Origin of the sequence: Secundilactobacillus silagincola (assembly GCF_002583405.1) — a bacterium.
Classification (GTDB): Bacteria; Bacillota; Bacilli; order Lactobacillales; family Lactobacillaceae; genus Secundilactobacillus; species Secundilactobacillus silagincola.
Genome location: NZ_BCMJ01000002.1, coordinates 319,060 through 332,230, shown reverse-complemented (window position 1 = coordinate 332,230; position 13,171 = coordinate 319,060). Strand labels below are relative to the sequence as shown.

Annotated in this window: 15 protein-coding genes; 1 reads left to right on the top strand and 14 read right to left on the bottom strand. The window is 44.9% G+C overall.

Annotated elements, in window-relative coordinates; translation table 11 throughout:
- Positions 1–41 precede the first annotated feature (41 nt).
- From CES82_RS03390 to trxA, 11 genes are all read right to left on the bottom strand, one after another.
- The gene (locus CES82_RS03390) at positions 42–584 is read right to left on the bottom strand and encodes a phosphoribosyltransferase family protein (protein ID WP_098823917.1); all 543 of its coding nucleotides are present in this window, start codon (positions 582–584) and stop codon (positions 42–44) included.
- 364 nt (positions 585–948) lie between these two features.
- Positions 949–1,545, bottom strand: a complete 597-nt coding sequence (locus CES82_RS03385; protein WP_098823916.1) for a hypothetical protein — start codon at positions 1,543–1,545, stop codon at positions 949–951.
- A gap of 21 nt (positions 1,546–1,566) precedes the next feature.
- Entirely contained in the window at positions 1,567–2,520 is a 954-nt protein-coding gene (locus CES82_RS03380; RefSeq protein WP_098823915.1) for an alcohol dehydrogenase catalytic domain-containing protein, read from the bottom strand.
- A complete protein-coding gene (locus CES82_RS03375) occupies positions 2,517–2,993 on the bottom strand; it encodes a MarR family winged helix-turn-helix transcriptional regulator (protein WP_098823914.1) in 477 nt (158 codons plus the stop codon). The genes CES82_RS03380 and CES82_RS03375 overlap by 4 nt, the downstream gene beginning before the upstream one ends.
- 173 nt (positions 2,994–3,166) lie before the next feature.
- Complete coding sequence (locus CES82_RS03370) at positions 3,167–4,132, bottom strand: zinc-binding dehydrogenase (RefSeq protein WP_098823913.1); 966 nt, start codon at positions 4,130–4,132, stop codon at positions 3,167–3,169.
- Positions 4,133–4,200: 68 nt separating this feature from the next.
- A complete protein-coding gene (locus tag CES82_RS03365; protein ID WP_098823912.1) occupies positions 4,201–5,007 on the bottom strand; it encodes an alpha/beta fold hydrolase in 807 nt (268 codons plus the stop codon).
- A 23-nt stretch (positions 5,008–5,030) separates the two neighbouring features.
- Positions 5,031–5,375, bottom strand: coding sequence for a DUF1048 domain-containing protein (locus CES82_RS03360; RefSeq protein ID WP_098823911.1), 345 nt, complete (start codon positions 5,373–5,375; stop codon positions 5,031–5,033).
- Positions 5,368–5,697 (bottom strand): PadR family transcriptional regulator, encoded by a 330-nt coding sequence (locus tag CES82_RS03355; RefSeq protein WP_098823910.1) that lies wholly within the window; start codon positions 5,695–5,697, stop codon positions 5,368–5,370. Before CES82_RS03355 ends, CES82_RS03360 begins: the two co-directional genes overlap by 8 nt.
- A 183-nt stretch (positions 5,698–5,880) precedes the next feature.
- On the bottom strand, positions 5,881–6,951 hold the full coding sequence (rsgA, locus tag CES82_RS03350) for a ribosome small subunit-dependent GTPase A (RefSeq protein ID WP_098823909.1): 1,071 nt from the start codon (positions 6,949–6,951) through the stop codon (positions 5,881–5,883).
- 227 nt (positions 6,952–7,178) lie between these two features.
- Positions 7,179–7,418, bottom strand: coding sequence for a metal-sensing transcriptional repressor (locus CES82_RS03345; RefSeq protein ID WP_098823908.1), 240 nt, complete (start codon positions 7,416–7,418; stop codon positions 7,179–7,181).
- A gap of 43 nt (positions 7,419–7,461) precedes the next feature.
- Positions 7,462–7,779, bottom strand: a complete 318-nt coding sequence (trxA, locus tag CES82_RS03340; protein WP_098823907.1) for a thioredoxin — start codon at positions 7,777–7,779, stop codon at positions 7,462–7,464.
- Between the two features lie 172 nt (positions 7,780–7,951).
- On the opposite strand from trxA, the gene CES82_RS03335 reads away from it, so the two are divergent.
- Positions 7,952–10,417, top strand: coding sequence for an FAD-dependent oxidoreductase (locus CES82_RS03335; RefSeq protein ID WP_098823906.1), 2,466 nt, complete (start codon positions 7,952–7,954; stop codon positions 10,415–10,417).
- A 73-nt stretch (positions 10,418–10,490) separates the two neighbouring features.
- Here CES82_RS03335 and CES82_RS03330 read toward each other — a convergent pair whose 3' ends face one another.
- The 3 genes from CES82_RS03330 to CES82_RS03320 form a co-directional block, all read right to left on the bottom strand.
- Positions 10,491–11,354 (bottom strand): SDR family oxidoreductase, encoded by an 864-nt coding sequence (locus CES82_RS03330; RefSeq protein ID WP_098823905.1) that lies wholly within the window; start codon positions 11,352–11,354, stop codon positions 10,491–10,493.
- Positions 11,355–11,494: 140 nt separating this feature from the next.
- Entirely contained in the window at positions 11,495–12,367 is an 873-nt protein-coding gene (locus CES82_RS03325) for an SDR family NAD(P)-dependent oxidoreductase (RefSeq protein ID WP_098823904.1), read from the bottom strand.
- A 155-nt stretch (positions 12,368–12,522) separates the two neighbouring features.
- Positions 12,523–13,059 carry a PadR family transcriptional regulator gene (locus CES82_RS03320; protein ID WP_098823903.1) on the bottom strand — a complete coding sequence of 179 codons (537 nt, stop codon included), beginning with the start codon at positions 13,057–13,059 and terminating at the stop codon, positions 12,523–12,525.
- Between the last annotated feature and the right edge of the window lie 112 nt (positions 13,060–13,171).

Here is a 13,171-nt window from a genome sequence, read left to right as displayed (position 1 = left end):
AGGGATTGCACTCTCAATAAGCGCAATCCCTTTTCTATACCTCAAAATAATGGTAGTGTTCCCAGATACTTGATATCTTGACGTTCTTTAGCTGAGCCTTCCGCCAAAACTGCCAGTCGGTTAATAACCTGTGCACCAGCTTCCTGTAACAGCTTTTCAGCCGCCTGCAGTGAACCACCGGAACTGATCACATCATCCACAATGATCACTCGTTTGCCCTTTAATTTAACGACATCCGTCCCATCCAAAACTAACTGCTGATTGGCAGAAGTGGTAATGGCTTGAACGGGTATGGTCATCGGAGAAACCATGTAATCCTTCACGCCCTTACGCAAAACGAAGTAACGTTTATGACCGCTTAACCACGTCATCTCTTGGGCTAACGGTATTCCCTTACTTTCAACTGTCACAAAATAATCAAAATCAAGACCGTCAGTCTTTTTCAGCAGCTGTTCAGCCGCCCAATGAGTCAATTCAGCGTCGCCTAACAAGACAAACGACGCAATTGTCACACCATTCGGCAATGTCATCACGGGTAAATTTCGGACAAATGGACCAAGTTGTAACCGGTAAGTCTCTGACATGGAAAGTAGTTCCTCCTCAAATACCAACTTTAAGCCGACAATTACACCCATAGGATAGAACAATCCTGCGATGATTGAAACCTAAAATAGTATTTTCACACAAAAGGGCTGTGGCACCAGTAGATATCGGTAAGTGTTTCAATACTGCTTTCTAACCTGAAACGTGTTCACGAGAGCTGAGACTTGCATCTAAGTCACAGCCAACAAAAATCCAAAACCCATAGATTTTTATCGACTACCTAGCTGAAACGCGTTCAAGCAAGCAGACAGCTGCATGTAAGGGACCCCCAGCACAAATCCCAAACCCATGGATTTATGCTGGGGGTCCCTTACACTCCGCTATCTAAACGCTTGCTTTCACGCTCTACGCCCTTGGCCACGGTGCCTCCATCTGCGGTGGTAGTCCACGCCGCGCGCGAATCCAATCATCACCGTACCACATTTCTGTCTTTTGTCGGCCGGCCTCATAATCCCAGAAATTGTACCGTTCAAACTCAACTAACCGATTGTTTGGACCCAGGCCAATCCATTCATAACTGCCAAGATCAACTGTATTCGCATACTTGGCCCACAAAATTGGAAATGTCACTGTTTTGCCCGTGGCATCAGTATAGTGCCGTTCCTGACCTTCTAGAATACGTAAACGTTCCAATTTATTCCGGTAGTCAGGTGCAACTTGCTGCCAGATCTTCTCAGCCTTATTCCATGCTTCTTGCTCCGTTGGCAGTGGACCAGAAAGCGGCTCAGTCAGCGCGTTATACGAATACAACCCACCATCATCACGGTAGATAACCGTGACGTGTTCTCTTCCTAAAGCTTCCTCTGGCAAATCCGCTGGCTGATAACGAAGCAAATGAACCTGTTCGTCATCTCGTGGAACTAATTGATTCACGACAACTTGATAATCGTCGGGAATTTGTAAATCAGGGTAAGTTTTCCCTGCAATCGTTAATACCGTCATTAAAAACCTGCTTTCGTTGTGTTATGGCAATACGACGACTTTGCCGAAACTGTCACTGGCTTCCAGTGCTGCTTGGGCATCGCCGGTATGCGCTAAATCAAAGGTCTGTGTTGGCTTAACATCAATATGATGCGTTTCAATCAAATTCAGCATATCGTTGAAAGCCGAATCATTGGATGCAATGCCAGAACCAAACGTCGTTAAACTAGCGCCATTAGGAATCACGAACGCGCTGAAGTTTGGTACCGTCCACTGATCACCTAACCCACCAGTTAAACAGCAATAACCAAACTGATTGAGGTGTGATAGGGAATCGTTCAACGTTGCCGAGCCAACCAATTCAATAATGGCATCAAAGTGGTCTTCAGTTTGAACTTTGCCATCCTTATCCAAAACTGGCTTATCGCAGCCGATAGCCCTGAGCTTATCAAATTTTTCTTCATGCCGAGTACTGCCAGTGATGGTGATTGACGGATCCATGGCCTTAGCTAATTTAATAGCCGCACTACCCACACCACTTGTGGCACCACGAACTAACAGACTCTTGGCGGTGTCAATATGGGCGTTTTTCAGTGAGCCATAAGCCGTAAAGTAAGTTTCGGGGATCGCCGCTAATTCAGGCCAAGATAGTTTGGTGTTAACGGGATAAATCTGCTCGTTTGGCAGCAAAGCATATTCTGCGTAACCACCGTCGAATTCACGGCCCATGCCACCCATGATGCTGACCACCTTTTGGCCAACAGGCAACCGGTCTGATTCCGTGGTATCAGCAACTTCACCGACACATTCAATACCTAAGATTCGGGGAAATTTAACGGTTGGTGACTCGCCTTTTCGAGTATAGATTTCGGAGTGATTAATGCCGAATCCCTTCACACGGACTAAACTCCAGCCCGGTTTTACCTTTGGCGTTGGCACTTCTTTTAACTTTAAAGCTTCTGGTCCGCCAGCTTGTTCAATGACGATTGCTTTCATTTTGAAGGCTTCCTTTCGTTTGATGTTTTATCGGTATCCCCGTGGAGACGAGCGAATGACTTTAAAATTTGAACCAATTGATCCGTCTCAAAATCAGGGAACTGTTTTTTGGTAACCTGCCTAAATAGCGCTTCTTCTCGATCTAAAATGGCTTTAATTTCCGGGTACATCTTCTGTCCCTCAGCCGTTAACTGCAATGCTTGAGCACGTTTGTCAGCAGCCGACCGGTGCCGGCTGACTAACCCCTGATCAACCAGTTGTTTAATCGCGCGGGTCACGTTGCTGGGATTAATGAATTCAACCTCAATCAGTTCCTTTTGCGTTAACCCTGGATTATCGTGAATTTTTAACAGGTAATAATATTGGCTGGCGCTCACGTTAATTTGCGCCAACTGCTGACCCAGATGCTGACTTACTTGCCGGCCAGCAATCACCAGCCACTTGACCAGTGAATCATCGCCGGTATCGATCACGTCATCAACCCCCTTTTTAAAGTGAACCTATATTTCGTCTATTTGCTTTAACGTCCACATTTTATCACCAATTAGTTGCGCTCGCAAATAAATAATTTGAACGTTCTTTTTAATTACAGCGAAAAAAAGAACTAATAAACAGTAATCGTTTACCAGTCCTTTTAACATCATTTCTAGTCCAATACCACCACGTGTTTGCCAATAAATTGACCTGACTCAAGGTTAGTTTGTGCTTCACCAACAGAAGCTAAACCATGATAAACCTTAGCAATCGGCACTTGAATCTGTTTCGCTTCAACCTTTTTCAAAACCTGATTAAACACATCAGCGGATAAATCAATCGCCTCACCCGCGTAACTAGTGAAGAACTTACCAGCAGGAATCATGAATGGTGAGAAGTGTTCGATTTCCCATCCGCCAGCCAAACCACCGGTAAAGCAGACCTTCCCAGCTGACTTAACTGCGCCAAAGGTATCAAATAAAGTGGTTGTGCCCACCAGTTCCAAAGCCTTATCAACGCCATCCGGAAGTTTTTCAGCAATCTTGCCATCATCAATGATCACTTTATCGGCGCCGAATTGCTTCATGATAGCCACTTTGGACTGGCTTCTAGTCGTCGCAATCACTTCTGCGCCCATATCTTTCGCAAGGACCGTAGCCATCAGCCCCACTGTGGAGGAACCGCCGCGAATCAACACTTTATCACCCGCAGCAACGTTCAACCCTTTACTTAATGAACCATAGGCTGTTTGCAGCATTTCTGGCAAAGCGCCCACAATTGACCAATCCAGATTCGTCTCTAGCGGAATCAATGATTCGTTGGGTGCTAAGCAGTACTGCGCATAACTGCCATCGATTGCGCGGCCGAGTCCCGTCATCATCATGGCTACTTTCTGACCCGCTTTAAAATTGGAGGCGGGATCAGCTTCTTTGATCACTCCAACGCCTTCAATGCCTAAAATGCGGGGGTACTTAAAATCACTTGAAGATTCCCCTTTTCGGCTAGTGACTTCTGATTCGTTAACACCAAAAGCTTTAACTTCAACCAAAGTGAAACCTGGAACTAATTGCGGTGTTGGTACCTCAACTGGTTGTAATTCGTTAGCTTCACAAGGTTCAGAAATTTTGATTGCTTGCATATTTGCGTTCTCCTTTGAAATTTTTTTCCGATTAAACTAATAATGTGTTTAATTCATTGGATATAAACTCAATCTGTTATGTTTGAAATAAACTGCTGCCACTTTTGTGCAACCAGTTCTGGATCATCAATTAAAAGACTGTGTCCGGCATTTTCGTCAATCGTAATGTCACTGTTTGGTAGCTGATTTAATTTTGCTAAATGGTCCTTATATCCAACAACATTGTCGTAACGTCCCAGTAAAACTTCAATTGGTAAAATACGTTTAGCGAGTTCATCAAACAATTGCTTTTCGTTGGTAACCGCATATTCACCACTATTTCGAATCGAATCCCAAAAGCCACTGTTGAACTGTTGCTGTCCCGGCACCACTTGCTGCTGATAATCCGCCCAAGTTTGCCGGCTAATCACCACGTTGAGAAATAAATATCCCTTCATCGCCATAGAACCATCGTTTGGAACTTTTTCGACTACTTTAGTGGTGTGTTCAGCAACGTGTCGATCATCGCTATCAGCAATCACAACCGGGCAAGTGTTGAAAACACCAACTACACTGATCAGTTTTTGAGCTAAAGCAAACGCTAAATAACCACCATATGAATGCCCCACTAATATAATCGGTGAATTGCTCGCTGTGTCAACGATAAAATCGGCTAACAATTTAACGACATCATCAGAATTATTGATGCCCTGAACGTTTTGAGAAGCACCCATACCTGGTAAATCGATATAATAGCGCCGAAATTTGTCGTGATTCACAATTCTCTCGTAAATCGAACTCATACTGATGCTGGATAATGACATCCCATGTAGAAAATAAATAGGCTGACCATCACCATGTACCTCATATGCTAATTGATTTCTATACAAATTCATTATATCACCTGTATGACAGCGTTTTAATCCGAGAGCTGTTCCGCCTTTTTAACCTGTTCACGCAACCGTGTCCGGTACTTGATCAACCATAACTCATCTGGATACTGCGCCATGATATTTTCAGCAAATTCCACCGGATCATCGCCAATCAGCTGATTCACAGGTACTTTCTCAGCAGCACTCTCTTGAAACATGTGTAACATTTCTTCTAATACATCCATCATAGCGCCATTCTTAGCAAAGTTCCAAATGTAACTCTGCAATGCGTTGAAAGTTTCAGCGTAGGCTTTAGGAAGTGCTTCCACCTCTTGTTTAAATTGTCTATAGCGTTTCTTATCCCCAATACTATTGTTTAATAAATTAGTCATTTTGCTGCTCCTTTAATTTTGCCATGGTAGCCGTTAGAAAACCCCACTTCTGCCAAAAGTCACTCAAGTAGCGCTGTCCTGCCTCATTAAGCGAGTAAAACTTCCGTGGCGGCCCCATTTCAGACTTCCGACGTTCAACCGACAGTAACCCCTTTTTTTCTAAACGCAGCAATACGGTGTAAACCGTCCCTTCAACGATGTCTTCGAAGCCCAAATCAATCAGATAATTGGTAATCTCGTAACCGTACGTTTCACCCTGACTGATTCGTTGAAGAACGATACCTTCCAATGCGCCCTTTAATAACTCGGTTAACCCTTTCAATCGTCTCACCTACCTTGTAATACTATATAGTTTGCCTGAATCAACGTTTGTTTACCAGCTTTCACCGGCTACTCTTTAATACAATGTACCAGTACATAATAACAACATGTAGCGCATGTGTCAATAAAAAATAACCCCCACGGCAAATACCATGAGAGTTATCAATTAACACTTATTTAAGTCTTATTTTCGTTTTCGACGAACTTCTTTCATGAAGGCCTTCATCTGTTTTTTACCGCCGAACATGCGATCAATCTTGGCGTTTTCCCTTGCCTTACCACGGAGCTGATTATTCGACTGTTCAGCTTGCAGTTGCCGATAACTGGCTAATCGTGCTTCAGAAAGTTGACCATCCGCAACTGCTTGCTGCACCGCACAACCAGGTTCTTGGCGGTGTGTGCAGTCGTTGAATCGACAGTCTTTCGCCAGTTCAGTAATATCCGCAAACGTCGTGTCTAAGTCAGCGTCCAATAAACCCAGTTCGCGCATTCCAGGCGTATCAATCACTAAGCTGCCATTAGGTAATTTAACAAGTTGCCGCGCAGTAGTCGTGTGCCGGCCATGATCATCAGTTTTGCGGACCGCTGCAGTTGCCAAACTGGACGTGCCCATCAAATGGTTAATCAGCGTAGTTTTTCCCACGCCTGAAGAACCCAGAAAAGCATATGTCAGTGCGGGTTGCATGAATGCAGTTAGTTCCGCCATTCCTGCAGTACGCGTGGCATCACAAACGATCACCTTCGCGTCTCCGCTAACTTCCACAACAGCCGTCAACTGTTCAGCTAGCTGTGTCGTTTTGTCGGCCTTAGTTAGCACAATGGCTGACTGCGCACCTGATGCTGCCGCAATGGCTAAATAACGTTCTAATCGCCGGACGTTAAAATTCGCGTCCAGTGCCATACATAACAAGAGCCAGTCGATATTAGCGGCCACTAATTGTGCAGCTGACCGCCGACCAGCCGTCTTCCGAAGAAAAACGGTCTTGCGGTCATTTAGCCGTTCGATTGTCGCAACATCCGTCTGGTTCTCCGGTAACCGTACCTGTACCCAATCGCCCACCGTTGGAAAATCTGCCGCGTCAGTAGCAAAATTCAAGAGTCGACCAGCAACCTGAGCCTGGAATTGGCCCTGATCAGTCACAATCGTATATTGCTGATGACTGGTAGCAACCACTCGCGCCAAACTCAAACCAGCCGTTAATTTGTGTGTCTCGTTAACGCCATATTCTGTTAATTTAATTGTTTTGTCCTCCATAACCGCGGAGGACTAAGCTTTGTAGTCCTCCAGTGACGTCCCAACGCCCATTACAATGCCCAACATACACGTTCATCCTTTCTGTGGCGACTCAATCGCCTTATTGCAGTTATTGTATCAAATTTGGCGTAAATCACAACCTCATTGCGCCTGGACATGACCAAGTACACAAAGGACCGGATCACGCCCTATTGCGGGTATGATCCGGTCCTTTAATGATGGCACACCTACAGTTTTTGAATCAGCTTCAAGGATGACTGTAGCGCTTCATCTGGCGTCTCCGTCATTTTTTGGGAAATGTTTTCGGTAATGATCATTCCCATCACCCGCTTCACGCTAGCTTCTACCGCACTTAACTGGGTAACGACTTCAGCACAATCCCGGCCTTCAGTCATCATGGCCTGAATGCCACGCAACTGACCTTCAGCACGTTTAAGTCGATTAATTAATTTTGGATCACATGCCATGCGCGTTTCCCCCTAAAAATTACTTGATACCACTATATCATATCTAGTCAATGTATTGGGACAGTCTTGACTTGAAGGCTGGTTCCGGTGTGAAACCCACGATTCGGTCAACGATTTGACCATCTTTTTTGACGATGAAAGTCGGGATTCCTTGAACCTGCATCTGGGCAGCTGTTTGTTGATTCTCATCGACATCCAGCGATTTAAAGGCCACTTTATCGCCCAGCTCATCAGCCATTTTTTCAACGATTGGATTCATCATCTTACATGGTGGACACCATGTCGCATTAAAGTCGATCACAACGGTTCCTGAATCGGTTTCTTGGTTAAAATTTTGATCATTAATTGGTTTTACTGACATTAAAAACACCTGCTCTCTTAATCTTTAAATCGATTATACCTATATGGGGTATCAAAGTCAAATGATTAGAATTTACCATAAAATAAGTGATAAGTAAATATATTGACAATATACCGCCATGGGGTATAATGATTTCAAGCTTAATTATGAATTTCACAAGGAGGAACAAAACATGTCTGAACGAATAATTATTGTTGGTGGTGTCGCTGGCGGTGCCTCCGTTGCAACTCGGCTAAGACGACTGAATGAGGATGCTGAAATTGTGATGTATGAAGCAGGACCTTACATCTCATTTGCCAACTGTGGCTTGCCTTACTACGTGGGGCAAACCATCCCTGATCGTGATAGCCTGTTTGTCTCGACCCCTGACGATATGCAAGGTGATTTCAACATTGATGTTCACGTTAATAGTAAAGTCACTCATATCGATCCAACGCTCAAAACAATCACCATTCAAACTCCTGATGACACTGTGCAGGATCACTATGACAAATTAGTACTTTCAACCGGTGCTAACCCCGTCGTACCAAAATTCCCCGGTCTAGCCGATGCCCACAGCGTCTTCACCGTTCGGACTGTTCCTGACGTGGATAAAATCACTGACTATATCGAAAAGAAGTTACCCAAACATGCGACTGTCATCGGTGGCGGATTCATTGGTCTAGAAATGGTGGAAAACCTTCACAACCGCGGCCTCGATGTCACTTTAGTTGAAGCCACGCCACAAGTGATGCCAAACTTAGACTTTGAAATGGCACAATTCTTGCACGAACACCTGGCGCTTAATGGAATTGATGTACGTCTCAACACTAAGTTGGAAGCGTTTTCCGATGCTGGTCACACTTTAACCTTCGCTGGTGGCGACAGTATCAACACCGACCTCGTCATCTTAGCCATTGGTATCAGACCAAATTCACGGTTAGCAAAAGATGCCGGTGTTAAAACGAATGATCGTGGCTTTATCACAGTAAACGATCACTTCGAAACCAACCTTCCTGACATTTACGCCATTGGTGACGTTATCACCGTCCAGAATGCCATCACAAACCAAACGGTATCAATACCACTAGCTGGTCCAGCAAACCGGCAAGGACGTTACTTAGCTGATGACTTAGCTGGTATTGACCGTCAAAATCCAGCTGTGCTTGGGACGTCGGTGGCGAAAGTATTCGCACTGACCACTGCTTCTACCGGTGTGAACGAACGTCAGCTTAAAGCGCTAAATATGCCTTACGAAGTCGTTCATTTACACCCGAATTCAAGTGCCGGCTACTATCCTGGTGCTGCCCCTATCGAACTGAAAGTCCTCTTCTCACCTGAAGGCGATATCCTCGGCGCACAAGCTGTGGGAACCAAAGGCGTTGCCAAGCGGATCGACATCATTTCAACAGCAATTCGCTTCCACGCCAAAGTAGCCGAACTCGCCGACGTAGAAGTGGCCTACGCTCCGCCATATGCATCCGCCAAGGACCCCGTGAACTTTGCCGGTTACATGGCTGGCGATATTCAGGATAAGTTAGTGACTACCATTCAATGGCATCAAGTGGACGATTTACTTTCAAAGGGTGCCTACTTCTTAGATGTTCGTAATCCTGATGAACTACTGGCAGAACCCGCACTAGAGCACGCGGTTAATATTCCACGGAACCAAATTCGTGACCGGCTGTCAGAATTACCAAAGGATCAACCCATCTACGTTTACTGTGCAGCTGGTCTGCGAGGCTATAACGTCACTCGGGTACTCAACCAACGTGGCTTCAACGCCATTAATCTCGACGGAGGCCTGAAGACTTACCGTACGGCGAAATATCAGCTTTCCAAGCCAGAGCCGACCGCTGAAAACCCGGTACAAGCCGAAACATCAAAACCAACGTCGCAAAACATCACCCAGGTTGAACTAGACGCCTGTGGCTTACAATGTCCTGGTCCAATCCTCAAAGTTAAAAACGCTATGCAGGAACTAGATGACGGTCAGCAATTAAAGGTCACCGCTTCGGACTTTGGCTTCTACAAGGACATCGATGCGTGGGCTAAAGCCACTGACAACACAATTTTGAATAATGAGATTCAGGGTGATAAAGTAGTTGCTACCATTCAAAAAGGACAGGCCACTGCCCCTTGTCCAACTGACGCACCTCAAACAGCTCCCACCAGCGTGACTAAAACAAACGAAGAAGGCACGACTATCGTTGTCTTTGATGGTGACTTCGACAAAGCCATTGCTAGTCTGATCATTGCACAGGGTGCTGCCGCCATGGGACAACCGGTCACCATGTTCTTCACCTTCTGGGGACTCAACGTTATTAAGAAGCCAGGGGTTAAATTACACAAAAAGGGTATGGCCAAAATGTTCGATATGGCCTTACCTCACGGCGCACAAAAATTACCGCTATCAAAACTCAACATGCTGGGTGCCGGTAGAAGTATGATGAAGAAGTTAATGCACAACAATAACGTGGATCAACTAGATACCATGCTGCAAAAAGCCCAGGATGCTGACGTTAAGATGGTTGCCTGCACCATGAGCATGGACCTCATGGGCGTCCAACAAGATGAACTGATTGATGGGATTGAACTTGGTGGCGTAGCAGCCTACTTAGGCGATGCCCGTCAGCGAAATACCAGTTTGTTTATTTAAAGATCTTTGCTTCAACTAAAAAGCACTGTCACTTTAATTTTCGTGGCAGTGCTTTTTAAATTAAATCATCTAATTATTTTTCAATGTAGTTTCGCTCCAAAAAACTAGCCATATCTTCAGTAGCATGACCCGTAATCGTCTTGAAATCCGGTGTTACCTGATCAAACAAACCCAACGCCCCAGCAGCATACATGCTGGCAAGTTCTTCACCATCGCCCTCCTCCGCATAAATTTGACCGAATTCTTGTGTCGTCACTGGTCGATAACCAATGGTATGACCAGTGACCTTAGTCATGATTTGACCCAGTTCAGGCATGGTCAGGCTCTTATCTTGCGTCAACAAATAACTTTGACCAGCGTCCCGTAAGTTAGGCTGAGTCGCTAAGGACGCAATCGCCTCTGCGCTATCAGCCGACGTGATAAAACTCATGGCCTGATCACCCACAGGATAAATGAGCTTTTGACGTTCAATTAATTCCGGTAAATAAGGCACTAACGGATCCGCATATAATGAATTCTTGATCACCGCATAGTGCAAGCCACTTGTCGCTAGTTTTCGTGGCGCGTAACCATAATACGGTGACATCACAAACGGATTGTTTTCCTGATCAGCATAGAAGCTAACAAAGATCACGCTGGACACATTAGCCTTTTGTAGCGCCTTGATTGAATTTTCAAATTCCGTGACGCGTTGCAGAACCTCATAAGTTTTACTTGGAATGTAAATCACCACGTCTTGACCTGTGAAAGCCTTCGTCATGCTTGTTACATCTAAGTAATCACACGGGACAACGTTAACACCTTGCTCCTTCAGTGCGATTGCTTTGGCAGGCGTATGAACTGCCGCGGTTACAGAATCAGCGCCCACGTTCCTGATTAAATTTGCGATGACTTTACTACCTAGATGCCCAGTTGCACCCGTGACTAAATAATTCATACGTGATCCCTCCATACTGAACTGACCTATTTTAATGGTTAAATTATACTGTTACTTTAATAATAACACATTAATAAAATAGGCAACCACTGACCACCCAAATTCGAGTGACAGTGATTGCCTATTCGTTTGAATTCACCTTATTTACTTAACCCGACAGCCTTCATACTGAAGTCCCAGAGTTCCTGTTGGACCTGCTCGTCATGAGACAACTTTGATGAAGCAACGGGTTTGTCGCTACTTCGATCAAAATACTGAGTTGGCCCCTTTGCAAATTTGTCGTCACAAATCAAATCCGTGATCATCTTGCCAGAATCTTTGGCAGTGCCAATAATATCAGCAAATTGTTTAACCACTTCTGGGGTAAAACGTGACTTGTTTTTGGATAACCCAGTTTCAATCATCAATCCTGGGTTCACCGTGTTGACCACGATCTTTTTACCGGCATTAGCCAGTTGACGCTCTAGTTCGTAGCTAAATAAAATCATACATAATTTCGAGAAGGGATAGCTCATACTATCCACTTGTGCATTACCGCCATATGCCAACGCCCCTACACCAGGCCAAGCTACGCCCTTCAATGGCGTGTCATGACGCTCGCTGCTGACGGTCACAATTCGACTGACATCATTCATCAGTGGCAATAACAGTTGCGTTAACAGAAAATGACCCAGGTAATTCGTCTCGAAAATGTCGCTAAAGCCGTCATCCGTTTTGTGGACTGTCCGACCAGCAATTCCGGCATTGCAGACTAAGCCGTAGAGCGGCACGTTTAGTTTTTTAAACGCTTCAACGAATGCGCGAACCTTTGCTAATGACGACGTATCCAATTCAAGGCAAATGAGATTGGCGTCAGGGACAACCTTTAGAATTTCATCTTTAGCTGCCTGTGCTTTTTCCATGTTCCGACAGGCCATAATCAGCTGATAATCGGTGCCCTTCTCCGCAATTTGTTTCGTGGTTTCAAAACCAAGACCAGAATTAGCCCCGGTGATAATGACCGTTTTTGTCATGCCTATTTCTCCTTTAAAGTTGCTGAAATTATAATTTGATTGATGAGTAAAAGCAGTTTAACACAATTGTATGCAATTGCATAGTTTATTTTAAACCTTCACGAAGATTCGTAAAGATTTAGCCCTTAATCTTAATTGAAAGTATAGATTTGCTTCTATTGATTAGGATTAGCCGACTCTAGCCACTCGCAATAAGCCGTTTCCCGACGGATGGCATGATCCAGCACGAGATAATGGCCGTAATCGTTGTTATTTTGTCCATCAGGAAACTTACGGGTCATCTGCATTTTTAAATGATCCAGTTTCTGCTCGTGAAACCTTAATTGCGCGGCCAGCATATGCGCCAGCCTGGGATCATCTGGGGTTTTGATAAAGTACATCTTTACCGCAAATTCGTCTCGTCCGCCAACGGTCGGTTCAGTTTCAGCAGAAAGCCAATCGTTTAAGGCACCGCGACCATCCGCTGTAACGGCATACCGCTTCCGAGCCAGTTTTTCACCACTGACTTCTTCTTCGTGAGTAATCTGGCCGGATTGTTCTAGGCGGCGCAGTTGGGGATAAATCTGACTATGATTAGCGGACCAAAACTCGCCAATGTCTGAATCAAAGGCCTTAGTCAATTCATAACCAGTCAACGGTTGCTGATCCAGTAGGCCTAAAATGATGAACTGTAATACATTGCGTAAAGCCATGATAATTTCTGCTACTGATAACTTATAAAAAGTTATAGATCATTCTTGCTTCTCCCTATCCTGCCTCGCATGAAACTCACTAATACAGTTGATATGATAGTCCACAAGCGTT